This is a genomic window from Stenotrophomonas sp. 01N47 (genome assembly GCF_056399165.1).
Genome location: NZ_JBFTQU010000005.1, coordinates 384,890 through 409,125 on the forward strand (window position 1 = coordinate 384,890; position 24,236 = coordinate 409,125).

Below are 24,236 nucleotides of genomic sequence, written 5' to 3' on the forward strand. Positions count from 1 at the left end.
CCATGCCCCGAACCGTCTTCTGCCAGTACGAACAACGCGATGCCGAGGGCCTGGACTTCGTGCCTTACCCGGGTGAGCTGGGCCAGCGCGTGTTCAACCACATCGGCAAGCCGGCGTGGACCGCATGGCTGGCACACCAGACCATGCTGATCAACGAGAACCGCCTCTCCCCGCGAAAGCCGGAACATCGTGCCTTGCTGGAAACGGAACTGGTGAAGTTCCTGTTCGAGAAGGACGCGGAGAAGCCGGCCGGGTTCACCCCGGAAGCCTGACACGCAGGTAGTGCCGGCCGCTGGCCGGCAACCCCGATGTACAAGGTCCAGCGGTCGGGTCACGTACCAGCACCTTGTCGAATGGTGCCGAGACGCGGCCCATATGGCTGGTCAATCCGATCGCCGGTGCGTAGGACAGATCCGGGCACGGCCCACTCAGTTCCAGCAGGTAGGCCTCGCTGGGCTTGGTCCACACCGCCAGCGCACTGTCGCCCAGCTCGGTCCAGCCATTGAGGCTGCCGAAGAACTGCATGTCCTTCTGCGGTGCGCCAGCGTGGGCACGATACAGCTCCAGCTTCTCGGCACTGCCCAGGCGGCCGGTGGTGGCACAGCCAGCCAGGGCCAGGCACAGCCCGGCGATCAACAGTGGGGTCTTCATGGCCATCTCCACGGGGAAACTGTGCCGATCATGCACCCGCCGGGGTGGTGCCGGCGCAACGGCCGGCAGCCTGGTTCAGCCGTTGGTCGGCGGCCCCCCAGCCGACCAGGCCCTGCGTCGATTCCGGTAGCCGCCAACCTTGGTTGGCGCTTGGCCTGCAGGAGCAGCCGACCAAGGTCGGCATCCACCATAGCGGCCAGCCCGCTCAGACGTCGGCGTGGGCCAGCGCGTGCAGGCGCCCTTCGCGCAGCTCCAGCACCCGGTCCAGCCGCCGCGCCAGGCTGCGGTCATGGGTCACCAGCACCAGGCTGGTATGCCGCGCACGGTTGAGCTCCAGCATCAGCTCGAACACGGTCGCAGCAGTGCGGTCATCCAGGTTGCCGGTCGGCTCGTCGCCCAGCACGCAGGCGGGGTGATTGACCAATGCACGCGCCACCGCGGCACGCTGGCGTTCACCGCCGGACAGTTCGCCGGGCTTGTGGTCCAGGCGATGGCCCAGGCCGACCGATTCCAGCAGCGCAGTCGCACGCGTACTGGCCTCGGCCACCGCGGTACCGGCCAGCATCACCGGCATCATCACGTTTTCCAGCGCGGTGAATTCCGGCAGCAGGTGGTGGAACTGGTAGACGAAACCCAGCGCCTGGTTGCGCAACAGGCCGCGCGAGGTGTCCGACAGCGCCGACATGCGCTGGCCGGTGACATACACCTCGCCCGCAGTCGGCGTGTCCAGCCCGCCCAGCAGGTGCAGCAGCGTGCTCTTGCCGGCACCGGAGGCACCGATGATCGCAACCGTCTCACCTGCAGTCACCGTCAGGTCCAGCCCGTCGAACACCGGTGTCTGCATGCGCCCTTCGGCGTAGGTCTTGCCCAGCCCTTCGGCACGGATCACTTCATCGCCGCGGTTGAAGACCTTATTCATAGCGCAGGGCCTCCGCCGGCTGGGTGCGTGCTGCCCGCCAGGCGGGATACAAAGTGGCCAGGAAGCTCATCAGCAGCGCGACCAGGGTGATCACCACGATGTCGCTGGTCTGCATGTCGGTCGGCAGGCCGGTGATGTAGTACACGTCCTCCGGCAGCAGCTTGACGTTGAACACCGATTCGATGGCGCCGAGGATGCGCTCCAGGTTCAAGGTCAGGGTGATGCCGCCGATCAGGCCTGCAAGGGTGCCGAAGATGCCGATCAGCGAGCCCTGCACCATGAACACCTGCATCACTCCGCCCGGGGTCAGGCCGAGGGTGCGCAGGATCGCGATGTCGGCCTGCTTGTCGGTCACCAGCATCACCTGCGAGGACACCAGGTTGAAGGCGCCCATGGCGATGATCAGCGAGAGCAGGATGCCCATCACCACTTTTTCCATGCGCAGCGAGTGGTACAGGTTGGCGTTCTGCTGGGTCCAGTCGCTGACCCGATAGGCACCGCCGAGGTTCTGCGCCAGGTCCACGCCCACCTCCAGCGAGCGGTCCATGTCATGCAGTTTCAGGCGCACGCCGGTGGCGCCATCGGAACGCAGTACGCGCTCCAGGTCTTTCATGTTGGCAAAACCCACACCGCGATCGACCTCGTTGTAACCGGCCTCGAAGATGCCGCTGACGGTGAAGCGCTTCATCCGCGGCACCGCGCCGGCCGGGGTGCCCTGCACTTCCGCGAAGGTCACCAGCACCTGGTCACCGACGTCCACGCCCAGCCAGACGGCCAGTTCCTTGCCCAGCAACAGGTTGAAGCTGCCCGGGGTCAGGCTGCCGTAGCTGCCCTTGGTGACCTTCTTGTCGATCACCGACACCTTCGGTTCCAGCGCCGGATCGATGCCCTGGATGATCGCACCCTGCACGCGCGGGCCGCTGATCATCGACTGGATCTCGATATACGGCGCAGCACCGGCCACGCGCGGATCCTTGCTGGCCACATCGACCACGCGCATCCAGTCCGGCATCGGCTCGCCGTCGCGGCTGATGGTGGTGTGCGCAGTCATCTGCAGCAGGCGGCTGCGGATTTCCTTCTGGAAACCGCTCATCACCGCCAATGTGGTGATCAGCACCGTCACCCCGAGCGCGATGCCCAGGATCGATGCCATCGAAATGAAGGAGATGAAGCCGTTGCGGCGCTTGGCGCGCAGGTAGCGCAGGCCAATGGCCACGGGAATGGGTTTGAACATGCAGGCACGCCAGTCGATTCAGCCTATGGTGCCACCGACCGGGGCTGACGGGAAACGGCGCGTGCGGATACGGCCAGTCGCAGTTCACGTCGTTGCCCGCGATCCAGCACATCCGGCCAGAACAACAGGCGTCGCCGGCGCCAGCCTTCGCGCCACTGCAGCAGCAGCCAGGGCCCGCGCACCACCAGTCGCGGCTCGGGAATGTCGTGGCCGTCCACGCGCAGCGGCTCGGGCGCGGGCGGCAGCTGCAGCACCACGCGGGGCCGCCGCAGGCGCCAGGCCAGTTCGGCCAGGCCAAGCGCCCAGACCCCGATCAGCGCGGGAACCAGATGGGCTGGGGGCAGATCCGAAGCGCGCAGCAGCCACGGCGCGGCCAACAGTACCGCCAACTGAGCGCCGGCCTGCAGCCGCGACGGGCGCCACTCAAGGCTTGAGGGCGAGGATCTTGTGCATGAGGGGGACGGCGTGCGCATGTGGACAGGCCTCGTAGCCCATGAACCAACGCCACAACTTATCGTCCTCGCAATCGAGCAGGAACAGGAAAACCTCGCGCTCTTCGGTCGGTGCACTGCTCCATTCGCGGTCCAGGTAGCGACCGAACAACTGGTCCAGTTCGCGCATGCCGCGCCGGCAACGCCAGCGCAGCTTCTTCAGCAGAACATCTTCTTCCATCGTGTCTCTCCAGATACAGCAAAGCCACGCATGGCGTGGCTCTGCTGGGGTCGTGCAACTACCCGGCACCGTATCAGGCGCGGCGTTCCATCATCAGCTTCTTGATCTCGGCGATCGCCAGCGCCGGGTTCAGGCCCTTCGGGCAGGTCCGGGCGCAGTTCATGATGGTGTGGCAGCGGTACAGCTTGAACGGATCTTCCAGATCGTCCAGGCGCGCACCGGTGTCCTCATCGCGCGAATCGATGATCCAGCGATAGGCCTGCAGCAGGATCGCCGGGCCCAGGTAACGCTCGCCGTTCCACCAGTAGCTCGGGCAGCTGGTCGAGCAGCACGCGCACAGGATGCACTCGTACAGACCGTCCAGCTTCTTGCGGTCTTCCGGCGACTGCAGGCGCTCACGGTCCGGCGGTGCCGGGGTCTGGGTGCGGATCCACGGCTTGATCGAGGCGTACTGCGCGTAGAAGTGGGTCAGGTCCGGAACCAGATCCTTGACCACGTTCATGTGCGGCAGCGGGTAGATCGGCACTTCCTTCTTGCCGCAGTCCGAGATGGCTCGGGTGCAGGCCAGGGTGTTGGTGCCGTCGATGTTCATCGCGCACGAACCACAGATGCCTTCGCGGCACGAGCGGCGGAAGGTCAGGGTCGGGTCGATCTCGTTCTTGATCTTGATCAGCGCGTCCAGGACCATCGGGCCGCAGGCGTCCAGATCGACGTCATAGGTGTCGGTGCGCGGATTGCTGTCGTCGTCCGGACTCCAGCGGTAGATCTTGAAGGTGCGCACGTTCTTGCCGCCGGTCTTGGCGGGGAAGTGCTTGCCCTTCGTGATCTTGGAATTCTTGGGGAGTGAAAACTCGGCCATGGCTGCTCTCGTTGGCTCAGGCGGCCCGCGCCCGAGGGCGCGGATTGCATGTTAGGCGGGGTCGGATCAGTACACGCGCGGCTTCGGCGGCACCACGGACACGTCATCAGTCAACGTGTACATGTGCACCGGACGGTAGTCGAAGCTGCACTTGCCCTTCTCGTCCACGCTGACCAGGGTGTGCTTCTGCCAATTGACGTCGTCGCGGTCCGGGAAGTCCTCGTGCGCGTGTGCGCCACGGCTTTCCTTGCGCTGCTCGGCCGAGTTGATCGTCGCCACCGCGTTCAGCAGCAGGTTGTTCAGCTCGTAGGTCTCGATCAGGTCCGAGTTCCAGACCAGCGAACGGTCGGAGACCTTCACGTCCTGGAACGAGTCGAAGATCTTGTCCATCTTCTCGCAGCCTTCCTTCAGCGTCTGGCTGGTGCGGAAGACCGCCGCGTCTGCCTGCATGGTGCGCTGCATGCGATCGCGGATGACCGAAGTCGGCGTATCGCCGTTGGCGTGACGCAGCTTGTCCAGCAGGCCCAGCGCCTTGTCGCAGGCGTCGGCCGGCAGGGTCTTGTGCGCCGCGCCCGGGGTGATCGTCGCCGCGCAACGATTGGCCACTGCACGCCCGAACACCACCAGGTCCAGCAGCGAGTTCGAACCCAGGCGGTTGGCACCGTGAACCGAAACGCAGGCCGCTTCGCCGATGGCGTACAGGCCCGGCACGACCGCATCGGGGTTCTCGCCGTCCTTGCGCACCACTTCACCGTGGTAGTTGGTCGGGATGCCGCCCATGTTGTAGTGCACGGTCGGAATCACCGGGATCGGCTGCTTGTGCACGTCGACGCCGGCGAAGATGCGGGCGCTCTCGGCGATGCCCGGCAGCTTGTCGTCGATCACGCCCGGGCCGAGGTGGGTCAGGTCGAGCAGGATGTGGTCCTTGTGCTCGCCCACGCCACGGCCTTCGCGGATCTCGATGGTCATCGAACGGCTGACAACGTCGCGCGAGGCCAGGTCCTTGTAGTGCGGTGCGTAACGCTCCATGAAGCGCTCGCCGCTGCTGTTGCGCAGGATGCCGCCTTCACCGCGGACACCCTCGGTGATCAGGCAGCCGGCGCCGTAGATGCCGGTCGGATGGAACTGCACGAACTCCATGTCCTGCATGGCAATGCCGGCGCGCATGGCCAGGCCGCCACCGTCGCCGGTGCAGGTGTGCGCCGAGGTGGCGCTGAAGTAGGCGCGGCCGTAGCCGCCGGTGGCCAGCACCACGCCCTGGGCGCGGAACAGGTGCAGCGTGCCGTCGGACATGTCCAACGCCAGCACACCACGGCAGGCACCTTCGTCATCGAAGATCAGGTCGAGCGCGAAGTACTCGATCATGAAGCGCGCGTCGTGCTTCAGCGACTGCTGGTACAGCGTGTGCAGCATCGCGTGGCCGGTACGGTCGGCCGCCGCGCAGGTACGCTGCGCCGCCGGACCTTCGCCGTACTGGGTGGTCATGCCACCGAACGGACGCTGGTAGATCTTGCCTTCGGCGGTGCGGCTGAACGGCACGCCGTAGTGCTCGAGCTCGATGATCGCCGGAATCGCTTCACGGCACATGTACTCGATGGCGTCCTGGTCGCCCAGCCAGTCCGAACCCTTGATGGTGTCGAAGAAGTGGTAACGCCAGTCGTCCTCGCCCATGTTGCCGAGCGCGGCGGAGATACCACCCTGGGCGGCAACGGTGTGCGAACGGGTCGGGAAGACCTTGGTCAGGCACACGGTCTGAAGGCCCTTGGCGGCCAGGCCGAACGTGGCACGCAGGCCGGCGCCGCCGGCGCCCACCACGACCATGTCGTACTTGTGTTCGGTAATCTTGTAAGCGGACATCTAGTCTGGATTCCTGTCTTGGCGCCTGGGCTCAGGCAACGCCGAGGGCGATGCGGCCCACCGCAAACACACTGACGATCATGCCGAGCACGGCAACGAACTTCACCGCGGTCTGCAGCACCAGGGCCAGCAGCGATTCGTGGATGTAGTCCTCCAGCACGACCTGCAGGCCGAGCTGGGCATGCCAGAACATGGCGATCAGCAGGCCGATCAGCGGAACGGCGTTCCACGGCTTGGCGATCGCGGCGGTGGCGGTCACGTAATCCGAGCCCAGCAGGCCCAGCACGAACACCAGGAACCAGATGCCCAGCACGACCAGCGCGGCGGCGGTCAGGCGCTGATGCACGAAGTGCTCGGTGCCGGTCTTGGCCGAACCCAGACCGCGCACGCCCTTCAACGGGGTACGGAACTTGCTCATGCGGCACCTCCGAAGAGCACATAGGCCCACACCGCCAGGGTGATCAGCAGGCTGCCGATCACCGACATCCAGCTGCTGCGGATGAAGGTGGCAATGCGGAATCCGATCGCGAAGTCCTGCACGATATGGCGGATGCCATTGCACAGGTGATAGGCGAACGACCATGTCCACGCGAACAGGAACACGCGGCCATACCAGGCCCCGGCATGGCCGGTGAAGCAGTTCCAGGATTCGGGCCCCATCATCAGAGCCAACAGGCCTCCGGCGATGATGAGGGCACCAACAGACAGAAAGACGCCAGTGGCTCGATGCAGGATCGAGGTGGCCATCTGAATCTGCCAGCGATACACCTGAAGGTGCGGAGAAAGGGGACGTTGTCTGGTCGCCATTCGCTGGGCTCGTTGTCTCGGCTGGGCGGCATAAGGCCGCGTTGGCTCAATGCTGATCAAAAATCGATGCAGCGTCCGTTTTTTTCCCAATCGCCATACCGCACCGGATCGAGTCCGCCGCGGCCACCGAATTCTTCTTCCACCTCTGGTTGTTCCACGGGCACAGGGACCGGGGGAACCAGCGGGGTTTCAGCTTCAGCGTCGGGAGTGGGGGTTGTTTGGCCTATCATGATGGGTCTCGCAACGCACAAATTTTAGACCTCGTTCACGTGCCTGACAACCTTCCCCCTGCTTTCGTCGCATATCCGCGCCTGCCCGGCCATCAATTGCTGAGCCTGCAGGGCGTGGATGCAGTGGCTTTTGCCCATGCCCAGTTCAGCAGCGACGTGACCGCCCTGCCCCTGCTGCACTGGCAGTGGAGCGCGTGGCTGAGCGCCAAGGGCCGCACCCTGGCGGTGTTTCAGCTGCTGCGGCTGGCCGATGACCAAGTGCTTCTGGTGCTCGCCGACGGCGATGCCGATGCGATTGCGTCGCAACTGCAGCGCTTCGTGTTCCGCCGCAAAGTGAAATTGCAGGTGCATGCGGACCTGGTGGTGGCCGGGGCCTTTACTGCGCCGGAAGCCGCTACCGGCGCTGCCATCGCACTGGCCGACAGCCACGGCTGGGAGCTGGATCTGGGCAGCGACGCACTTCCCCGCACGCTGCGCATCGGTCCGGTCGAGGCCTTCCCGGCCAGCGACGAAACCGGGGGCGCCGCCTTTGCTCTGGCCTGGCGCCAGGCCGACCTGCGCTTTGGCCTGCCACGATTGGTAGAGAGCCAGCGCGAGGTGTGGACCCCGCAGCAGCTGGGCCTGGACCGCCTCAACGGCTACAGCGTGAAGAAGGGTTGCTACCCGGGTCAGGAAATCGTCGCGCGCACCCATTTCCTTGGCAAGGCCAAGCGCGCGGTGCAGCTGCTGCATACCGCAGCACCTGCGCAGGCAGGCGATGGCGTGCAGCAGGACGGCACTGCGCTCGGCACCTTGGCCAGCGTAGCCGGCGATCTGGCGCTGGCCGTGCTGCCCCTGGAGGCCAGCGACAGCGAGCTGCAGGTGGGCGACGCGCCCGCGCAGCGGATACCGCTGCTGGACGGCCTGGCGCGCTGAGGCGCCGATCCGGCATTTCATCCACGCATGGCGTGGATCTACTGGGGATCACGGTGGGTGCGGACCGTTGGTCCGCACGCCTTCGGCGAAGGAAGGTAGTGCCGGCTACAGGCGCTCGCCGGTTTCCGGGTTGAAGAAATGCAGGCCCTGCGGGTGGATCGCCACCCGGATGTCCTCGCCCACGCCCGGCAGCGACTGCGGCGCCACGCGCATGGTCAGCGCGTGCTGGCCACTGCTCATGTTGACGAAGATCTCGTTGCCGACCGGCTCGATGCCTTCGATGCGTGCGGTGAACGCATGCGTGTCCTCGCTGCCCGCAGGCTGCAGGTGCTCCGGACGCACACCCACGGCGATCGGCTTCTGCAGCCACGCCGGATCGATCGTCGCCTGCCCCAACGGGGCACGCCACTGGCCATCGACCACGGTCACGCCACCAGCGTCGCCCTGCAGCGTGCCGCGCAGCACGTTCATCGCCGGGCTGCCGAGGAAGCCGGCCACGAACAGGTTGGCCGGGCGGTCGTACAGCGCCATCGGCGTATCGATCTGCTGGATGATGCCGTCCTTCAGCACCACGATGCGCTGGCCCAGGGTCATCGCCTCGACCTGATCGTGGGTCACGTAGATCATGGTGGTGCCCAGCTTGCGGTGCAGCTGCGCGATCTCGGTGCGCACGCTGTGGCGCAGCTTGGCATCCAGGTTGGACAGCGGCTCGTCCAGCAGGAACACCGCCGGCTCACGCACCAGCGCACGGCCCAATGCAACGCGCTGGCGCTGGCCGCCGGACATCGCCTTGGGCAGCTTGTCCATCATGTCGGTCAGTCCCAGCGTCTGCGCGGCTTCGCTGATGCGCTTGTCGATGGTCGCCTTGTCATGGCCGCGCAGCTTCAGCCCGAAGGCCAGGTTCTCGGCCACGGTCATGTGCGGATACAGCGCGTAACTCTGGAACACCATCGCGATGTCGCGATCCTTCGGCGCCACGTCGTTGACCACGCGATCACCGATGGTCAACGTGCCGCCGCTGATCTCTTCCAGCCCGGCCACCATCCGCAACAGGGTCGACTTGCCACACCCCGATGGACCGACCAGCACCATCAGTTCGCCATCGGCGACCTCGAAGGTGGCGTCCTTCACTGCAACCTGGCCGTTGTCGTAGACCTTGCGCACACCCTGCAACTGCACTTTTGCCATTTCACTCATCCAGTCCGCCCGACGCCGGGCTGTCTTTTGGGACTGCCTCGGCCCTCCCGATGGCAGTGATGATTGCGCGGTTGCCGCATGACGGCGACCACTGCAATCGAATACAGTTGCCCATTCTGCCATGTAAACGTTTTCACGTGGCACTATCCGACAGTCGGTGCGCGCCGACCTGCATCGTCGACCGAACGAAGGGTTGCCGCTGTAGTGGTTTCGATTGGAACGGTGCTCCGGCGAGCCGGAAAACCGATCCAGATGAGCCTCGGACAGGCAGTTGCGCGGATGTCCCCCGAACCCAGCCATGAAGCGATTGACAACGATGTCACCCGGATCTGAAACTCGAGCGATGCACGACACACTCTTCCTGTTTGGTGCCACAGGTGATCTGGCCCAGCGCTACCTGTTCCCTTCGCTGCTGCGCCTGCTCGGCGACGGCCTGCTGCCGGAGGATTTCCGCATCCGTGCGCTGGCCCTGTCGGGCCACGACACCGAAGCCTTCCATGACATCCTGCGCCCGCGCCTGCAGCAGGCGATGCCGATGGCCAGCCAGGAGGACATCGCCTCCCTGCTGCGCCGCATCGACTACCGCTCGGTGGACCTGCGCGACGTCGACTCGGTCGCCGCTGCCGTGTCCGACCTGGTCGACCGCCGCTGCGTGAGCTACCTGGCGATCCCGCCGGGCCTGTACATCTCCACCTGCGAGGGCCTGGCCAAGGGCGGCGCACTGGCCGCACCCGCGCGCCTGATGCTGGAGAAGCCGATCGGCAGCGACAGCGAAAGCGCCGAGGAGATCATCACCACCATCGGCCAGTGGATCGACGAAGACCGCGTGTTCCGCCTCGATCACTACCTGGGCAAGGCGGCGGTACAGAACCTGATCGCGCTGCGCTTCGGCAATACGCTGCTGGAAGCAGTGTGGAACCGCAATTACATCGAATCGGTGCACATCCTCGTTGCAGAAAGCGAAGGCGTGGATGGCCGCGATGCCTACTACGCGCGCTCCGGCGCCCTGCGCGACATGGTGCAGAGCCACATCCTGCAGTTGCTGTGCATGGTGGCAATGGAGCCGCCGGCGTCGCTGGAAGCCGACCGCATCCGCGATGAGAAGGTCAAGGTGCTGCGCGCGCTGCGCCCGCTGGATGCCAAGCACGCCGCGCGTGACAGCGTGCGCGGCCGCTATACCGCCGGCAGCATCAACGGCCAGCCCGCACAGGCCTACCAGCCGCCGGAAGGCAGCGACGTGGAGACCTTCGCCGGTGTCACCGCGCACATCGACAACTGGCGCTGGAGCGGCGTGCCGTTCCACCTGGTCACCGGCAAGCGCCTGCCCGAGCGCACCACCCGCGTGGTGGTGACCCTAAAGCCGGTCACGCACTGGTTGTTCGAGCGTCCGCAGCGTGCGCAGGCCGCACCGAACCGCCTGGTGTTCCAGCTGCAGCCGCAGGAGAACATCGAACTGGGCCTGATGAGCAGCCTGGCCGGGCCCGAATGGGGCGCGCTGGAACTGCAGCCGCTGGAGCTGGAGCTGTCGGTGCCGACCGGCCTGCATCGCCGCATCGCCTACGAGCGCCTGTTCCTGGACGCCTTCAACGGCAACCACACCCTGTTCGTGCGCGATGACGAAGTGCGTGCCGCCTGGGCCTGGATCGACAGCGTTGCCGACGCCTGGAAGGCGGCCAACCTGCCGCTGGAGCCCTACCCTGCCGGCCAGTGGGGCCCGGCCAACGCGGTCGATTTCCTGCCGCAGGGCGTGGATGCACCGGATAGCGGAGCGTCGGAATGAGTGCCAGCTCGCAGCCCGTGCTGGTCGCCGACATCGGTGGCACCAATGCCCGCTTCGCCCTTGCCGACACCTCGCAGGACGCCCCGCTGCTGAAAGAGAGCATCCGCGAGTACGCCGTGGCGGAGTTCCCGTCGCTGGGTGATGCCGCGCGCCACCATCTGGAGCAGATCGGCGCCACCGCAAACCGTGGCGTGTTCGCAGTCGCCGGTCGTGTCGATGGTGACGAAGCCCGCATCACCAACCATCCGTGGGTGATCTCGCGCAGCCGCACGGCCGCGATGCTTGGTTTCAACGAACTGCACCTGATCAACGACTTCGCCGCGCAGGCAATGGCGATTTCGCTGCTGCAGCCCGATGACGTGGTCCAGGTCGGCGGTGCCGCCTGGGTTCCGGGCAAGCCGGGTCAGCCGCGCAACTACGCAGTGATCGGCCCAGGTACCGGCCTCGGCGTCGGCGGCCTGATCCTTCGCCACGGCCGCTGTTACCCGCTGGAAACCGAAGGCGGCCATGTCAGCTTCCCGCCGGGAACGCCGGAAGAGATCCGCATCCTGGAGATCCTGTCCGAGCAGTTCGGGCGCGTCTCCAACGAGCGGCTGATCTGCGGCCCCGGCCTGGTCAACATCCATCGCGCAATCTGCGAGATGGCGGGTATCGACCCGGGCCAACTGCAACCGGTGGACGTGACCGCCCGCGCCCTGCACGGCGATCCACAGGCGATGCGTACCGTGGATGTGTTCTGCGCGGTGTTCGGCGCCATTGCCGGTGATCTGGTGCTGACCCAGGGCGCCTGGGATGGTGTGTTCCTGACCGGTGGGCTGACTCCGAAGATGCTCGATTCATTGCAGCACTCTGGTTTCCGCCAGCGCTTCGAACACAAGGGCCGGTTCTCTTCGATCATGGCGCGGGTGCCGTCGCTGGCCGTGATGCATCCCCACGCCGGACTGCTGGGCGCCGCTGCCTATGCTGCCGACGCCGAACGTGACGCACCAGGAGTTGCCGCATGACCCCCATCTTCCAGGACGACCGTATCGACTTCATCAACCATGGCGATGCCGATGGCTGGATCGAAGCGGTTGCAGCCGAAATGGCGCAGGCGATCAACCACGACATCACCGAACTGGGCCGCGCACGCATCCTGCTGTCCGGCGGCACCACGCCGGCACCGGTGTACCAGGCGCTGGCCGAGCTGGACGTGCATTGGGACCGCGTTGAAGTGAGCCTGGCCGACGAGCGCTGGTTGTCGCCGCAGGATCGCGACAGCAATGCATGGCTGGTGCGCGAGAACCTGCTCACACGTGCCGAAGGTGCGCACTTCGATCCGCTGGTGCGGATCGGCAAGCCGCTGCCCGAATGCGTGTACACCGCCAACCTGCAGGCCCAGCACAGCCAGGCGCCAAGCCTGGTCGCACTGGGCATGGGCAACGACGGCCATACCGCCTCGCTGTTCCCGGGCTCGAAGGACCTGACCCGCGCGCTGGAAAGCACCCTGCCGTACGCCGCGCTGGATGCCACCGGATGCCCCGGTGCCAACCAGTGGCCGCTGCGCATCACCCTGACCCCGCGCGGCCTGGCCCAGTGCCGCCAGCGTCTGCTGCTGCTGCGCGGCAAGCAGAAGCTGCAGGTGCTGCGCCAGGCATTGGACAGCAACGACCCGCAGCAGTATCCGATCCTCAACGCGATCAACCTGGAAGGCGCGCGCCTGCGCGTCCACTGGGCTGATTGATGTCGGCGGCGGCGCCCTGCTGCCGCTTGCCTCTCGCCACCTCGAACGCCGGTAGCCAATGAGCCTCCATCCGCAACTGCAAGCCATCACTGAGCGCGTCATCCGCCGCAGCGCCGCTTCGCGCGCCGCCTATCTGGCAGCGATCGACGCCTCCCTGCGCGATGGCCCGTTCCGCAGCCGCCTCAGCTGCGGCAACCTCGCCCACGGTTTCGCCGCCTGTGGCGGCACCGACAAGAGCCGCCTGCGCGGCGGCGTGACGGCCAACCTGGGCATCATCACCGCCTACAACGACATGCTGTCGGCGCACCAGCCGTTCGAGACCTATCCCGAACAGATCCGTGCGGTGGCCCGCGAACTCGGCGCGACCGCGCAGGTGGCCGGTGCCGTGCCGGCGATGTGCGACGGTGTCACCCAGGGCCGTGGCGGCATGGAGCTGTCGCTGTTCTCGCGCGATGTCATTGCCCAGGCCACCGCGATCGGGCTCAGCCACGACATGTTCGATACCACCGTGTACCTCGGTGTGTGCGACAAGATCGTGCCGGGCCTGCTGATCGGCGCCCTCGCCTTCGGCCACCTTCCGGCGGTTTTCGTGCCGGCAGGCCCGATGACGCCGGGCATTCCCAACAAGCAGAAGGCGGAAGTGCGCGAGCGCTACGCCGCCGGCGAAGCCACCCGCGAAGAACTGCTGGAAGCCGAATCGGCCTCCTACCACGGCGCGGGCACCTGCACCTTCTACGGCACCGCCAATTCCAACCAGGTGCTGCTGGAAGCGATGGGCGTGCAGCTGCCGGGCGCATCGTTCGTCAATCCGGACACGGCGCTGCGCGATGCACTGACCCGCGAAGCCACCGAGCGTGCACTGGACATCACCGCGCTGGGCGACGACTTCCGTCCGCTGGGCCGGATCATCGACGAGCGCGCGATCATCAACGCGATCATCGCGCTGATGGCCACCGGCGGCTCGACCAACCACACCATCCACTGGATCGCCGTGGCACGCGCAGCTGGCATCGTGCTGACCTGGGACGACTTCGACGAGCTGTCGCAGCTGATTCCGCTTCTGGCCCGCGTTTACCCGAACGGCGAAGCCGATGTAAACCGCTTCGCCGCAGCAGGCGGCCCGGCCTTCGTGTTCGGCGAACTGATCAAGGCCGGCTTGATGCACGGCGACCTGGTAAGCGTGGCGCGCGGCGGCATGGCCGACTATGCGCGCGAACCGCAGTTGCGCGACGGCAAGCTGGTCTACCTGCCGGGCCTGGAACGCAGCGCCGACGAAGAGGTGGTGCGTGGTGTCGACAATCCGTTCGAACATCAGGGAGGCCTGCGCCTGTTGCGCGGCAACCTCGGCAAGTCACTGATCAAGCTGTCGGCAGTGAAGCCGCAGTACCGCACGATTGAAGCACCGGCGGTAGTGGTCGATGCGCCGCAGGTGCTGAACAAGCTGCACGCCGCTGGCATGCTGCCGGAGCATTTCGTGGCGGTGGTGCGCTACCAGGGCCCGCGCGCCAACGGCATGCCGGAACTGCATTCGCTGGCGCCGCTGCTGGGCCTGCTGCAGAACCAGGGTCGGCGCGTGGCGCTGGTCACCGATGGTCGCCTGTCTGGTGCGTCGGGCAAGATTCCCGCCGCCATCCACGTGACGCCGGAAGCTGCACGCGGCGGTCCGCTGGGCAAGGTGCGCGAGGGCGACATCATCCGCCTGGATGGTGAGGCTGGCACGCTTGAAGTGCTGGTGGACGCAGCCGAATGGGCCGCGCGTACTCATGCGCCGAATACGGCGCCGGCCGCCAATGACCTGGGCCGCAACCTGTTCGCGATCAACCGGCGTGTGGTGGGTCCGGCCGATCAGGGCGCGATCTCGATTTCGTGCGGTCCGGCGGCGGCTGACGGTGGGCCGTGGGACTACGACGCGGAGTATGAGCTGGGGCACGATGCTGCTGCGGCGGCGGCGCCGCATGAGGCGAAGGACGCCTGAGGGATTGAAAAGCGTTGCGGGTATGCGTGGGCGGTAAGTGTCCTGGTTGAGGCGGCGGGTAGCCCCCACCAGGACACGCCGTAAACCCATCCATGGGGGCTCGGTCGCGGCATCCATGCCGCTCACGGTCCTGGTGGGGGCTACCCGCCGCCTCCGGACAGTTTCCCGGCGCCCTCGCGCCGCGAAGTGATCACTGAAAATCAAATTCGAAAGCAAAGGCAGAAGCAGAGCTATGGGTATCGAACAACATCAGGTGCGGGCGGCGGAGTTGTTGCATGCGGCCGGCATCCTGCCGGTGGTGACGATTCATACGCTGGACCAGGCACGTGCGGTCAGCGCGGCGCTGCTGGAAGGCGGATTGCCGGCGATCGAGCTGACGCTGCGTACGCCGGTGGCGATGGAAGCGCTGGCGATGCTCAAGCGTGAGCTGCCGGATGTGGTGGTCGGCGCCGGTACGGTGCTGACGGTGGAGCAGATGCAACAGTCGATCGATGCGGGCGCGGATTTCCTGGTGACTCCGGGCACGCCGCCGGTGCTGGCCGATGCGTTGGCTGCGGCACCGCTGCCGGTGGTACCGGGTGCGGCGACGCCGACCGAACTGCTGGCGCTCTACGCGCGCGGTTTCCGCGTGTGCAAGCTGTTCCCGGCCACGGCCGTGGGCGGCCTGGCGATGATCAAGGGCGTAGCCGGCCCGATCGCCGACCTCAAGCTGTGCCCGACCGGTGGCATCACCGAGAACACCGCCGCCGAGTACCTGGAGCAGAAGAACGTGGTCTGCATCGGTGGCTCGTGGATGGTGCCGGGCAGCTGGATCGACGCCGGCCAGTGGGACAAGGTGCGCGAAAGCGCCGCGCAGGCCGCGAAGATCGTCAAGCGCGTACGCGGCCACTGACGCACTGCGGGGTCAGAGCCCTTTCCCGCCGGGAAAGGGATCCGTCCCCAAGCGCGCAAAGCGCGCGACCCGCTCCCGCCCTTCCTTCTTCATTCCGCGGTGGCAGCGCACGGAACCTGTCCGTGGCCCTGCGGAGGGATCGCGCAGGGGCGTAAGCGCCATGGATGGCGCGCCCGAGCCTCCAGGGATGGATTCACGGCGTCCCCTGCGCGATCCCTCCGCAGGGCCAACCCCACGAACTCCGTCGCACCACCGCGAGGGGCTCAGCCGTTGGCCGAAACCCTTACAGCGGCCGTGCCGGATCCACCAGCCCGTACTGGCTGGCCATCCGCGCCAACGCGATGTTGTCGTGGATTCCCATTTTCTCGAACAACCGCGCCTTGTGCGTATTGACCGTCTTCGCGCTCAGGCTCAGACGGCGGGCGATGTCTTCCTGGCGCAGGCCCTGGGTCAGCAGCAACGCCACTTCCAGCTCACGCGGCGACAGGTTGTCGAACGGCGAGCCGTTGCCTTCCACGGTGGACAACGCCAGGTTCTGCGCGATGCTCGTGCCCAGGTAGCGCCGTCCGGCGGCAACGTCGCGCACCGCACGCAGCAGTTCCTGCGCATCACAGCCCTTGCCGATGTAACCGGCAGCCCCGGCTTCGAGCAGGCGCTTGGGCAGCGGACCGTCCTCCAGCACCGACACGATCACCACCCGCGTGCTGCGGTGGCCACGGACGATGCGCTCGGTCACTTCCATCCCGCTCACGCCGGGCAGGTGCAGATCACACAACACCACGTCCGGTTGCAGCTGGCGGATCGCGGGCAGCGCGTCTTCGCCCGTTTCGGCCTCGCCCACCACTTCAATGTCGGTTTCACTCGACAGTATCATTTTCATCCCGGTGCGGACCAACGCATGGTCATCCACCAGGTAGACTCGAATCGTCATTCACGTACCTCTTCGAATGCGGCCAATACGGGTCAACCTAGGCAGGAGCACCTGACCACTGCAAGCGCGGATGTTGCGCAATTCGGGCGTTCTGCCTTGCGCATCACATTCTTCACGCCTGATCGTGCCCCTTGCCCTGCAGAACCCGTTACAACGAAACAACCCGTCCCTCAGGTAGACGCCCTTGGGAGGGCATCCACGTCACTCCCCTTGCGTGATCGCTTCGCTGGCCGTCGCTGGCGGCGAACCGTGCCGTCGCCATGGATGACGGCGGCTGAACATGACCAGATAGCACCCTACCACCCAAACCAGCGCGGCACACCACCCGGCCAAAATGTCCGAGGGGTAATGCACCCCCAGATAGACCCGGGAAACGCTTACCAGCAGGCTGAACGACGGCGCCAGCAGCAGCACCGGCCAGCGCCAGCGGGTATTCCAGGCCAGTAGCACCAGGGTGACCGCCAGGGTCATCGAGCCCATCGCGTGGCCGCTGGGGAAACTGAACGTGGATTCCGGCGCGATCGATTCCCACAGGCTGGGCCGGTCGCGCTGGAAGAAGTGCTTGCTGCCCATGTTGAGCAGCGCCGACCCTACGAAGCTCACCGCCACGAAGGTCGCTTCACGCCAACGCCGGTGCCAGGCCAGTGCACCGACAATCAGCACATCGGCCGGGATCAGGAACCACTCGTAGCCCAGCTTCGACAGCAGCACGAACACGTGGTCCAGCCACGGCGAATGCAGGCCGTGCATCTGCCACAGCAGCGGCGCATCGAAATGGAAGGATTCGAACTCGTGCACCTCGTCGGCCAGGGCGACGAATCCGGCCAGCGGCAGCAGCACGCCGGCAAACAGCAGCAGCAGCAGCCGCCAGGCATTGCGCGCCATCCAGTGGCGGAAGCCGGAGGCTGGCTCCGGTGCAGCGAGGATCGTCGGCTTACCCGGCGCTTCGGACATAGGTGCGTTCAACGTAATCATCGATCAGGGCGACGAATTCCTGGGCGATGTTCTCGCCACGCAGGGTCACCTTCTTCTCGCCATCGACGAACACCGGTGCCGACGGTGCTTCACCAGTGCCGGGCAGCGAGATGCCGATGTTGGCATGCCGCGACTCACCCGGCCCGTTGACCACGCAGCCCATCACCGCCAGGGTCATGTTCTCCGCCCCCGGGTGCTGGATCTTCCACAACGGCATCTTTTCGCGGACGTGGTTCTGCACCACCTTGGCCAGCTCCTGGAAGAATTCCGAGGTGGTACGGCCGCAGCCCGGGCACGCCGTGACCAGCGGAGTGAAGGCGCGCTGGCCGGTGGTCTGCAGCAGTTCCTGGGCGACGATCACTTCCTGCGTGCGCGACTGGCCCGGTTCGGGCGTCAGCGAAATGCGGATGGTGTCGCCGATGCCTTCCTGCAGCAGCACGCTCAATGCCGCCGCCGAGGCGACGATGCCCTTGCTGCCGATACCGGCTTCGGTCAGGCCCAGATGCAGGGCGAAGTCCGAACGCTGGGCCAGGTCGCGGTAGACCGCGATCAGCTCCTGCACGCCGCTGACCTTGGCCGACAGGATGATGCGATCGCGCGGCAGGCCGATGTCCACGGCCTGCTCTGCCGAATCCAGCGCCGAACGGATCAGCGCCTCGCGCAGCACGCGGCCCGCGTCCCAGGGCTGTTCGCGGTGGTTGTTCTCGTCCATCAGCTTCGCCGCCAGGGCCTGGTCCAGCGAGCCCCAGTTGGCACCGATGCGCACCGGCTTGTTGTAGCGGATGGCGAACTCGATCAGCTGCGCGAACTGCAGGTCCTTCTTCTTGCCGAAGCCCACGTTGCCCGGGTTGATGCGGTACTTGGCCAGTGCTTCGGCGCAGGCCGGCTCGGCCGTCAGCAGCTGGTGGCCGTTGTAGTGGAAGTCGCCGATCAGCGGCACGTCGATGCCCATCATCGCCAGCTTGTCGACGATGCGCGGGATCGCCGCGGCCGCTTCAACCGTGTTGACGGTCAGACGCACCATTTCCGAACCGGCGCGCCAGAGCTCGGCGACCTGCTTCACGCTCGAAGCCACGTCGGAGGTGTCGGTATTGGTCATCGACTGCACCACGACCGGCTTGCCACCGCCCACGGTGACTCCACCGATCTGGACCGATTGGGTCAGGCGACGGGGCCAGGCAGTGGCATCGGAGGGGGCTGTAGGGCGGGTGACGGCGTCATGCATGCGGGCATTCTAACGCTCGCCCCGACCTTCCGGGTGTGTCGCATTCAGGCGACAGCACGGCTGCGGCCGATTGTCGCAGGCAGCCATCCCTGCGAACGCATACGATGGGCGCGAATGACCGGTCCCGACGCCCCGTTTCTCCGAACCCTGTGCAGCCTGCGCTGGTTGGCCGTGGCTGGCCAGGCGGCCACCATCCTGGTCGCGACCTGGGTGCTGGGGCTGCCCTTGCCGCAACTGCCGCTATGGTCGGGCGTGGCCGTGCTCGCCGTATTCAACCTGTATACGCAGCTGCGCCCGGAGCCGGCCGATACCGCGCCGCTGACCGCCTTCGGCCATATCCTGGTGGACGTGATCATCCTTACCTGGATGGTCAGCTGGAGCGGCGGCATCGCCAATCCGTTCGGCTCCCTGTTCCTGATCCTGATCGCCCTGGCGGCGTTCGCCCTGCCCCTGCGCTGGGCCCTGGCCGTGGCCAGCGCCTGCCTGCTGGGCTACGCCGCCAGCGGACTGTTCGGGCAACCGCTGCCGGCGGGCTATTTCAACGCACTGGACCTCAACCGCTGGGGCGTGATCGCCACCTTTCTGCTGTCCGCTGCAGTCGTACTGATCTTCTCCACCCGGCTGGCGATCGCCCTGCGCGAGCGCGAGCTGGAACTTTCGGCACTGCGCGAACGCTTCGCGCGCAACGAGGGCATCGTCGCCCTGGCCACGCACGCAGCCTCGGTGGCGCACGAACTGAACACGCCGCTGGCGACGATGACCCTGCTCGCCGACGACGTGGCCGAGCGCAGCGAAGAACCGGAAGTGCGCGAGGACATGGAAACCCTGCGCGAGCTGCTGGTGCAGTGCCGCGAGCGTGTTCTGGCACTGGCCGCGCCGGCCTCCAACGACCGCCCTGGGCGCGCCCACTCCACGGCCCAGCAGGTGCTGGAGCAGTGGCGGCTGGTGCGCCCGACCATCGACCTGCATCGCAACGACGACGCACCGCTGCGCCTGCCGCTGGACCCGGGCGTCGGCCACCTGCTGATGGTGCTGCTGAACAACGCTGCCGATGCCGGCGAGCAGGCTGGACGTCCGCGCGTCGACCTCAGCCTGCGCATCGAAGGCGACGACCTGATCGGCGAAGTACGCGACTACGGTCATGGCTTCAATGCCCGCGCCGCCGTGCTGCCGGGCAAGCTGTTCGGCAGCAGCAAGAGTGAAGGCATGGGCGTCGGTCTTGCCCTGTCCCATGCCACCATCGAACGCCTGGACGGCGAGATGTGGATGCGCCCGGCCCAAGGGGCCGGTAGCCGCGTCGGCTTCCGCCTGCCGTTGGCCCCCCGCGAGGAATGACCATGACTGCTTCCACCCTTGGCCTGCTGGTCGACGACGACGAACTCTACCTGCGCACCCTGCAGCGCAGCCTGGCCCGCAAAGGGCTGGAGACGCAGACCGCACAGGATGCCGCCAGCGCGCTGGCACTGGCCCGCCAGCATCCGCCGGCGTTCGCGTTGATCGACCTGAAGCTGGGCAGCGATTCCGGCCTGGCCCTGATACAGCCGTTGCGCGCGCTGCGCGCAGACATGCGGATCCTGCTGGTGACCGGCTATGCCAGCATCGCCACCGCAGTGGAGGCGATCAAGCTGGGCGCCGACGACTACCTGCCGAAGCCATCGACGGTGCCGATGATCCTGCGTGCGCTGGGCGAGGAAGACGATGGCCCCGCCGATGACGGCGAGATGGAAGTGCCCGATGCGATGACCCCGATCAGCCGCCTGCAGTGGGAACACATCCAGCAGGCGATGCATGAAACCGGCGGCAATGTGTCGGCGGCCGCGCGCCTGCTCGGCATGCACCGGCGTTCGCTGCAGCGCAAGCTGGCCAAGCGGCCGAGCCCGGAACGCGATCCGAGCCGGTGAAGGGCCGGCATCCCGCAACGGGATGCCGTTGGCGCACGCCAGGTCACTCTCCGAGCAGCACGTCCACCTCGACCTTCTGCTGCCTGGCCTCGGCGTCCACTTCTGCAATCCATTGATCCACCCCACCACGCATCAGATCAGCCCGACTGGGCAGGACGTCGCGCGCAGGGCTATACAGATCGAGCAGCAGTCGGTTGCGGGCCTCGACTGTCATGCCCGCGCCGCCAGACCGCTCGACGATGATGTCAGCCCGTGCCAGGCCCTGCTCATCCACGCACCGCTCGCCATGACGCAGCAGAACCAGCACCGGCACATCTGCGCCCTCCTGCACGGCTGCCTGCAGCCGGTCGTGTCCGTCCAGCACCACGTGTGCCTGCAGGCCACTGACCCACATCAGCAGCACCGGTGGCAGTGATCCTGCCCGGGCCTGCCTGGCCCAGGCCTTGACCCGCCCATCCGTGGCCAGTGACGGTGCCCGCAGCAGGACGGGAGGCAGGCATTCGCCGTGCGTCACGCTCGACCAGTCCAAGGTATCGACCGCCGGTCGGGCCAGCGCATCTGACGCGAGCGTGAGCGGCATCCGCGCACGCTCCAGGCCATGCAGCGTCGGCTGCAGCAGCCATTCGCCCTGGGCCAGCGGAGATCGATCCGAACGGGTAAGGGCCCGTGCGAAATGACGTGCCCACGCTGCGGCAGTCCGCACCGGATCATCCGAATGCAACGCCCTCGCCTCGGCAGCCGTGATCGGTGGAATGATCGCCGGCGAGGCCGGGGAGGCGCTGCGAAGCAGGTCCACACCGAAGTAGTCGGGCTCCACCCTCGCCCACAACATGGGGCGTTCCTCGGTACCCACCCGTATCCGGTCCGGCGGGCAGACCGAAACCACAAGCGCAGGGCGCACGGGAGCCGGCACGGTCAGGTGCAGACCCGCCCACGCCTCGGGCTGCCTTCGTCGAACGAGGTCGCGCCAGTGCATCGACGCACGCATCCGGCGCGCCGCGCTCAGCCCTTCAGCTGCGCCAGCAGCTCACGGGTCAGCGGATCATTGATCTGGACATCCTCGCCCTGCAGGGCCGGCAGCAGGCCACTGGCCAGCTGCTTGCCCAGCTCGACACCGAACTGGTCGAAAGCGTTGATGTTCCAGATCACCGACTGCACGTACACCGCGTGTTCGTACATCGCGATCAAGGCGCCCAGCGCCTGCGGGGTGAGCGCGTCGAGCAGGATCATCGTGCTCGGGCGGCCGCCCGGGTAATCGCGGTGCGGATCGTCGCTGCCCTGGCCGTTGGCCAGTGCTTCGGTCTGCGCCAGCAGGTTGGCCATCAGCGCCTGGTGGTTGACCGTATACGGATCATCGTTGTGCACGCAGCCGATGAAATCGGCCGGGATGATGCTGGTGCCCTGGTGCAGCGCCTGGAAGAAGCTGTGCTGCACATCGGTGCCCGCACCGCCCCACCACACCGGCACGGTGTCGGTGGTGACCGGCTGGCCATCGCGCTGCACGCGCTTGCCCAGGCTTTCCATCACCAGCTGCTGCAGGTAGGCCGGCAGCAGCGCCAGGCGCTGGTCGTAGGTCATCACCGCATGCGTGGCGTGGCCCAGCAGATTGCGGTTCCAGATGTCGGTCAGGCCGTGCAGCACCGGCAGGTTGCGCTCCAACGGCGCATCCAGTGCATGCGCATCCATCTGCGCGGCACCTTCCAGCAGCTGCTCGAAGCGCTCGAAGCCGATGGCCAGTGCGATCGGGAAACCGACGGCCGACCACAGCGAATAGCGGCCGCCCACCCAGTCCCACATCGGCAGCACGCGCTCGGCGGCAATGGCGAAGGCCTTGGCGGCGCGTTCCGGATTGGCGCTGACCGCGTACAGACGGTCGCTGCCGCCCAGCCAGTCATGCAGGATCTGGCCGTTGAGCAGGGTTTCCTGGGTACCAAAGGTCTTGGAAATGAGGATGCCGGCGGTCTTCGCCGGATCCAGCGTGGCCAGCGTGCGCTGCATGGCGGCGCCGTCCACGTTCGACACGAAATGCACGCGCAGGCGTGCGCCTGTGACCGGGCGCAGCGCATCGGCGACCAGTCGCGGGCCGAGATCGGAACCGCCGATGCCGACGCTGACCACATCGGTCACGCCACTGTCTTCCAGCGCGCGCACCAGCACGCCCATGCGCTGGCGGATGCCGCGCGCGGTGGCATAGGCCTCGGCCGCTACCGGCGCATCGACTACATCCCCGCGCAACGCGGTATGCAGCGCAGCGCGGCCTTCGGTCAGGTTGACCTGCTCGCCACGGAACAGGCGCGTGATGGCGCCGCCGACATCACGTTCGGCAGCCAGCGCCAACAGCGCCTGCAACGCTGCGGCATCGTATTTCTGCCGGGCGAAGTTGACATACAACGGACCGACCCGCAGCGCCAGGTCCTGTACACGGCCGGGTTCGGCGGCGAGCAGGCCGGGAATGCTTGCGCCCTTCAGGCGCTGGGCGTGGGAATGCAGCGAGTCGAATCCGTTGTTCGTTGTCATGCGGCCTGGGTCGGGATCGTGTCGTTGGTGTGGGAGATCTGGTTGTTGCCATCCACGTACACCAGCTTCGGCTTGAAGCTGTCGGCTTCCTGCTCGGTCATGCTGGCGAAGGCGGCAATGATGATGATGTCACCGACCTGCACGTGGCGCGCGGCGCCACCATTGAGCGAGACGACGCCGCTGCCGGCTTCGGCGCGGATCGCATAGGTCGAGAAGCGCGCACCGTTGGTCACGTCCCAGATGTGCACCTGCTCGAACTCACGGATGCCGGTGGCAGCCAGCAGGTTGTCATCGATGGCGATGGAGCCTTCGTAGTTCAGCTCGGAATGGGTGACAGTGGCGCGGTGGATCTTGGTCTTGAGCAGGGACAGGTGCATGGGGGCGCTGCAACGGCAAAGGAAAGAGCGGATTCTAGCACCCACGCGGCAACCGTCAGGTAGCGGCCGCAGGATGCTGAAGACCGTTCAGCCGGTGCGCTGCTGCGCGCCCGGCGATGGCGCCGCGGCACCGGCCAGCACGGCCCGGAACACGGCATGGAACGCCAATCCGGCCATCAGGCCGAATCCGGCCGCCACCAGTACCGAGAAGGCATAGCTGGCCCAGTCGAAGTTGCCCGCAGAGGACAGCTGGCTCACCAGAGTGCCGCCAGAGCCGACGGGCCAGGCACAGGTGGCCATGGCCAGCGCGCCCAGCCCTGCCCCGACCAGCGCGAACCACACCCAGCGCAGGCCGCCGGAAGACAGCAGGATCAGGCCCATCGGCAGCAGCACCGCCACGGCGTGGGCGAAGGCCAGCACGAACATCAATGCGGCCGCCAGCGCGGCCGTGGCTACTTCCTGGCCGAGACTGAGACCGGCAATCAGGCCACCGATCACCAGCGAAGGCAGCAGCGCGGCGGCGAGCACCGCCAGGATCGCCGCCACGGCGCGGCGGCCGGGGCTGGCTGGAAACGAGGTCATATCGGCAGGTCATCCTT

27 protein-coding genes are annotated in these 24,236 nt (G+C 66.7%); 9 read left to right on the forward strand and 18 right to left on the reverse strand.

The window, feature by feature from the left end:
• The first annotated feature begins 2 nt into the window (after positions 1–2).
• Complete coding sequence (locus AC1DKR_RS11540; protein WP_093820188.1) at positions 3–272, forward strand: oxidative damage protection protein; 270 nt, start codon at positions 3–5, stop codon at positions 270–272.
• On the opposite strand, the gene AC1DKR_RS11545 is transcribed toward AC1DKR_RS11540, so the two are convergent.
• The 10 genes from AC1DKR_RS11545 to AC1DKR_RS11590 form a co-directional block, all read right to left on the reverse strand.
• Positions 256–651 (reverse strand): DUF6491 family protein, encoded by a 396-nt coding sequence (locus AC1DKR_RS11545; RefSeq protein WP_478032937.1) that lies wholly within the window; start codon positions 649–651, stop codon positions 256–258. The genes AC1DKR_RS11540 and AC1DKR_RS11545 overlap by 17 nt on opposite strands.
• Positions 652–856: 205 nt before the next feature.
• Entirely contained in the window at positions 857–1,570 is a 714-nt protein-coding gene (gene lolD / locus AC1DKR_RS11550; protein WP_032977862.1) for a lipoprotein-releasing ABC transporter ATP-binding protein LolD, read from the reverse strand.
• Positions 1,563–2,804: a lipoprotein-releasing ABC transporter permease subunit gene (locus AC1DKR_RS11555; protein ID WP_093819978.1), complete on the reverse strand. Its 1,242-nt coding sequence runs from the start codon at positions 2,802–2,804 to the stop codon at positions 1,563–1,565. Before AC1DKR_RS11555 ends, lolD begins: the two co-directional genes overlap by 8 nt.
• Positions 2,805–2,827: 23 nt before the next feature.
• Positions 2,828–3,277 (reverse strand): hypothetical protein, encoded by a 450-nt coding sequence (locus AC1DKR_RS11560; RefSeq protein WP_317850495.1) that lies wholly within the window; start codon positions 3,275–3,277, stop codon positions 2,828–2,830.
• The gene (locus AC1DKR_RS11565; protein ID WP_089240366.1) at positions 3,228–3,476 is read right to left on the reverse strand and encodes an FAD assembly factor SdhE; all 249 of its coding nucleotides are present in this window, start codon (positions 3,474–3,476) and stop codon (positions 3,228–3,230) included. Before AC1DKR_RS11565 ends, AC1DKR_RS11560 begins: the two co-directional genes overlap by 50 nt.
• Before the next feature lie 73 nt (positions 3,477–3,549).
• The gene (locus AC1DKR_RS11570) at positions 3,550–4,335 is read right to left on the reverse strand and encodes a succinate dehydrogenase iron-sulfur subunit (protein ID WP_025878815.1); all 786 of its coding nucleotides are present in this window, start codon (positions 4,333–4,335) and stop codon (positions 3,550–3,552) included.
• 66 nt (positions 4,336–4,401) lie between these two features.
• Positions 4,402–6,192 (reverse strand): succinate dehydrogenase flavoprotein subunit, encoded by a 1,791-nt coding sequence (sdhA, locus tag AC1DKR_RS11575; RefSeq protein ID WP_025878814.1) that lies wholly within the window; start codon positions 6,190–6,192, stop codon positions 4,402–4,404.
• Between the two features lie 31 nt (positions 6,193–6,223).
• On the reverse strand, positions 6,224–6,610 hold the full coding sequence (gene sdhD / locus AC1DKR_RS11580) for a succinate dehydrogenase, hydrophobic membrane anchor protein (RefSeq protein WP_025878813.1): 387 nt from the start codon (positions 6,608–6,610) through the stop codon (positions 6,224–6,226).
• Positions 6,607–6,999: a succinate dehydrogenase, cytochrome b556 subunit gene (gene sdhC, locus AC1DKR_RS11585; RefSeq protein ID WP_025878812.1), complete on the reverse strand. Its 393-nt coding sequence runs from the start codon at positions 6,997–6,999 to the stop codon at positions 6,607–6,609. The genes sdhD and sdhC overlap by 4 nt, the downstream gene beginning before the upstream one ends.
• A 56-nt stretch (positions 7,000–7,055) precedes the next feature.
• Positions 7,056–7,229, reverse strand: a complete 174-nt coding sequence (locus AC1DKR_RS11590; RefSeq protein ID WP_312111213.1) for a DUF1674 domain-containing protein — start codon at positions 7,227–7,229, stop codon at positions 7,056–7,058.
• Between the two features lie 39 nt (positions 7,230–7,268).
• On the opposite strand from AC1DKR_RS11590, the gene ygfZ reads away from it, so the two are divergent.
• On the forward strand, positions 7,269–8,144 hold the full coding sequence (gene ygfZ, locus AC1DKR_RS11595; protein ID WP_394198753.1) for a CAF17-like 4Fe-4S cluster assembly/insertion protein YgfZ: 876 nt from the start codon (positions 7,269–7,271) through the stop codon (positions 8,142–8,144).
• Between the two features lie 105 nt (positions 8,145–8,249).
• Here ygfZ and AC1DKR_RS11600 read toward each other — a convergent pair whose 3' ends face one another.
• Entirely contained in the window at positions 8,250–9,332 is a 1,083-nt protein-coding gene (locus tag AC1DKR_RS11600) for an ABC transporter ATP-binding protein (protein WP_025878810.1), read from the reverse strand.
• A gap of 352 nt (positions 9,333–9,684) precedes the next feature.
• Here AC1DKR_RS11600 and zwf point away from each other — a divergent pair, with 352 nt between their 5' ends.
• From zwf to AC1DKR_RS11625, 5 genes are all read left to right on the forward strand, one after another.
• Complete coding sequence (gene zwf, locus AC1DKR_RS11605; RefSeq protein ID WP_025878809.1) at positions 9,685–11,121, forward strand: glucose-6-phosphate dehydrogenase; 1,437 nt, start codon at positions 9,685–9,687, stop codon at positions 11,119–11,121.
• Entirely contained in the window at positions 11,118–12,125 is a 1,008-nt protein-coding gene (glk, locus tag AC1DKR_RS11610; RefSeq protein ID WP_312785917.1) for a glucokinase, read from the forward strand. Before zwf ends, glk begins: the two co-directional genes overlap by 4 nt.
• Positions 12,122–12,844, forward strand: a complete 723-nt coding sequence (gene pgl, locus AC1DKR_RS11615; protein WP_025878807.1) for a 6-phosphogluconolactonase — start codon at positions 12,122–12,124, stop codon at positions 12,842–12,844. Before glk ends, pgl begins: the two co-directional genes overlap by 4 nt.
• A gap of 58 nt (positions 12,845–12,902) precedes the next feature.
• Positions 12,903–14,819 (forward strand): phosphogluconate dehydratase, encoded by a 1,917-nt coding sequence (edd, locus tag AC1DKR_RS11620; RefSeq protein ID WP_478032944.1) that lies wholly within the window; start codon positions 12,903–12,905, stop codon positions 14,817–14,819.
• A 232-nt stretch (positions 14,820–15,051) separates the two neighbouring features.
• Positions 15,052–15,711 (forward strand): bifunctional 4-hydroxy-2-oxoglutarate aldolase/2-dehydro-3-deoxy-phosphogluconate aldolase, encoded by a 660-nt coding sequence (locus tag AC1DKR_RS11625; protein WP_100436096.1) that lies wholly within the window; start codon positions 15,052–15,054, stop codon positions 15,709–15,711.
• Between the two features lie 283 nt (positions 15,712–15,994).
• On the opposite strand, the gene AC1DKR_RS11630 is transcribed toward AC1DKR_RS11625, so the two are convergent.
• The 3 genes from AC1DKR_RS11630 to ispG form a co-directional block, all read right to left on the reverse strand.
• A complete protein-coding gene (locus tag AC1DKR_RS11630; RefSeq protein ID WP_025878804.1) occupies positions 15,995–16,642 on the reverse strand; it encodes a response regulator in 648 nt (215 codons plus the stop codon).
• A gap of 201 nt (positions 16,643–16,843) precedes the next feature.
• Positions 16,844–17,596: a phosphatase PAP2 family protein gene (locus tag AC1DKR_RS11635; protein WP_478032948.1), complete on the reverse strand. Its 753-nt coding sequence runs from the start codon at positions 17,594–17,596 to the stop codon at positions 16,844–16,846.
• Positions 17,577–18,842 carry a flavodoxin-dependent (E)-4-hydroxy-3-methylbut-2-enyl-diphosphate synthase gene (gene ispG, locus AC1DKR_RS11640; RefSeq protein WP_099820139.1) on the reverse strand — a complete coding sequence of 422 codons (1,266 nt, stop codon included), beginning with the start codon at positions 18,840–18,842 and terminating at the stop codon, positions 17,577–17,579. The genes AC1DKR_RS11635 and ispG overlap by 20 nt, the downstream gene beginning before the upstream one ends.
• Positions 18,843–18,956: 114 nt before the next feature.
• Here ispG and AC1DKR_RS11645 point away from each other — a divergent pair, with 114 nt between their 5' ends.
• Positions 18,957–20,177, forward strand: a complete 1,221-nt coding sequence (locus AC1DKR_RS11645; protein ID WP_093819996.1) for an ATP-binding protein — start codon at positions 18,957–18,959, stop codon at positions 20,175–20,177.
• The gene (locus tag AC1DKR_RS11650; protein WP_032952096.1) at positions 20,174–20,743 is read left to right on the forward strand and encodes a response regulator transcription factor; all 570 of its coding nucleotides are present in this window, start codon (positions 20,174–20,176) and stop codon (positions 20,741–20,743) included. The genes AC1DKR_RS11645 and AC1DKR_RS11650 overlap by 4 nt, the downstream gene beginning before the upstream one ends.
• A 43-nt stretch (positions 20,744–20,786) precedes the next feature.
• Here the strand turns inward: AC1DKR_RS11650 and AC1DKR_RS11655 are convergent, their stop codons facing one another.
• From AC1DKR_RS11655 to AC1DKR_RS11670, 4 genes are all read right to left on the reverse strand, one after another.
• Positions 20,787–21,719 (reverse strand): hypothetical protein, encoded by a 933-nt coding sequence (locus tag AC1DKR_RS11655; protein WP_478032950.1) that lies wholly within the window; start codon positions 21,717–21,719, stop codon positions 20,787–20,789.
• Positions 21,720–21,745: 26 nt separating this feature from the next.
• Positions 21,746–23,260: a glucose-6-phosphate isomerase gene (gene pgi, locus AC1DKR_RS11660; protein WP_059063792.1), complete on the reverse strand. Its 1,515-nt coding sequence runs from the start codon at positions 23,258–23,260 to the stop codon at positions 21,746–21,748.
• Positions 23,257–23,637 (reverse strand): aspartate 1-decarboxylase, encoded by a 381-nt coding sequence (panD, locus tag AC1DKR_RS11665; RefSeq protein WP_004153087.1) that lies wholly within the window; start codon positions 23,635–23,637, stop codon positions 23,257–23,259. Before panD ends, pgi begins: the two co-directional genes overlap by 4 nt.
• 87 nt (positions 23,638–23,724) lie before the next feature.
• Complete coding sequence (locus tag AC1DKR_RS11670) at positions 23,725–24,219, reverse strand: hypothetical protein (protein ID WP_478032952.1); 495 nt, start codon at positions 24,217–24,219, stop codon at positions 23,725–23,727.
• Positions 24,220–24,236: the final 17 nt, after the last annotated feature.

Bases quoted from the DNA above. Each gene is read 5' to 3' on its own strand.
- pgl (WP_025878807.1), top strand. From the start codon at position 12,122: ATGACCCCCATCTTCCAGGACGACCGTATCGACTTCATCAACCATGGC.
- sdhC (WP_025878812.1), bottom strand. From the start codon at position 6,999: ATGGCGACCAGACAACGTCCCCTTTCTCCGCACCTTCAGGTGTATCGC.
- AC1DKR_RS11645 (WP_093819996.1), top strand. From the start codon at position 18,957: ATGACCGGTCCCGACGCCCCGTTTCTCCGAACCCTGTGCAGCCTGCGC.
- pgi (WP_059063792.1), bottom strand. From the start codon at position 23,260: ATGACAACGAACAACGGATTCGACTCGCTGCATTCCCACGCCCAGCGC.
- AC1DKR_RS11590 (WP_312111213.1), bottom strand. From the start codon at position 7,229: ATGATAGGCCAAACAACCCCCACTCCCGACGCTGAAGCTGAAACCCCG.
- AC1DKR_RS11650 (WP_032952096.1), top strand. From the start codon at position 20,174: ATGACCATGACTGCTTCCACCCTTGGCCTGCTGGTCGACGACGACGAA.
- glk (WP_312785917.1), top strand. From the start codon at position 11,118: ATGAGTGCCAGCTCGCAGCCCGTGCTGGTCGCCGACATCGGTGGCACC.
- AC1DKR_RS11630 (WP_025878804.1), bottom strand. From the start codon at position 16,642: ATGACGATTCGAGTCTACCTGGTGGATGACCATGCGTTGGTCCGCACC.
- AC1DKR_RS11625 (WP_100436096.1), top strand. From the start codon at position 15,052: ATGGGTATCGAACAACATCAGGTGCGGGCGGCGGAGTTGTTGCATGCG.
- AC1DKR_RS11655 (WP_478032950.1), bottom strand. From the start codon at position 21,719: ATGCACTGGCGCGACCTCGTTCGACGAAGGCAGCCCGAGGCGTGGGCG.
- AC1DKR_RS11560 (WP_317850495.1), bottom strand. From the start codon at position 3,277: ATGCGCACGCCGTCCCCCTCATGCACAAGATCCTCGCCCTCAAGCCTT.
- AC1DKR_RS11540 (WP_093820188.1), top strand. From the start codon at position 3: ATGCCCCGAACCGTCTTCTGCCAGTACGAACAACGCGATGCCGAGGGC.
- AC1DKR_RS11570 (WP_025878815.1), bottom strand. From the start codon at position 4,335: ATGGCCGAGTTTTCACTCCCCAAGAATTCCAAGATCACGAAGGGCAAG.
- edd (WP_478032944.1), top strand. From the start codon at position 12,903: ATGAGCCTCCATCCGCAACTGCAAGCCATCACTGAGCGCGTCATCCGC.
- panD (WP_004153087.1), bottom strand. From the start codon at position 23,637: ATGCACCTGTCCCTGCTCAAGACCAAGATCCACCGCGCCACTGTCACC.
- AC1DKR_RS11555 (WP_093819978.1), bottom strand. From the start codon at position 2,804: ATGTTCAAACCCATTCCCGTGGCCATTGGCCTGCGCTACCTGCGCGCC.
- AC1DKR_RS11565 (WP_089240366.1), bottom strand. From the start codon at position 3,476: ATGGAAGAAGATGTTCTGCTGAAGAAGCTGCGCTGGCGTTGCCGGCGC.
- AC1DKR_RS11600 (WP_025878810.1), bottom strand. From the start codon at position 9,332: ATGGCAAAAGTGCAGTTGCAGGGTGTGCGCAAGGTCTACGACAACGGC.
- AC1DKR_RS11670 (WP_478032952.1), bottom strand. From the start codon at position 24,219: ATGACCTCGTTTCCAGCCAGCCCCGGCCGCCGCGCCGTGGCGGCGATC.
- ispG (WP_099820139.1), bottom strand. From the start codon at position 18,842: ATGCATGACGCCGTCACCCGCCCTACAGCCCCCTCCGATGCCACTGCC.
- sdhA (WP_025878814.1), bottom strand. From the start codon at position 6,192: ATGTCCGCTTACAAGATTACCGAACACAAGTACGACATGGTCGTGGTG.
- AC1DKR_RS11545 (WP_478032937.1), bottom strand. From the start codon at position 651: ATGAAGACCCCACTGTTGATCGCCGGGCTGTGCCTGGCCCTGGCTGGC.
- sdhD (WP_025878813.1), bottom strand. From the start codon at position 6,610: ATGAGCAAGTTCCGTACCCCGTTGAAGGGCGTGCGCGGTCTGGGTTCG.
- lolD (WP_032977862.1), bottom strand. From the start codon at position 1,570: ATGAATAAGGTCTTCAACCGCGGCGATGAAGTGATCCGTGCCGAAGGG.
- zwf (WP_025878809.1), top strand. From the start codon at position 9,685: ATGCACGACACACTCTTCCTGTTTGGTGCCACAGGTGATCTGGCCCAG.
- AC1DKR_RS11635 (WP_478032948.1), bottom strand. From the start codon at position 17,596: ATGTCCGAAGCGCCGGGTAAGCCGACGATCCTCGCTGCACCGGAGCCA.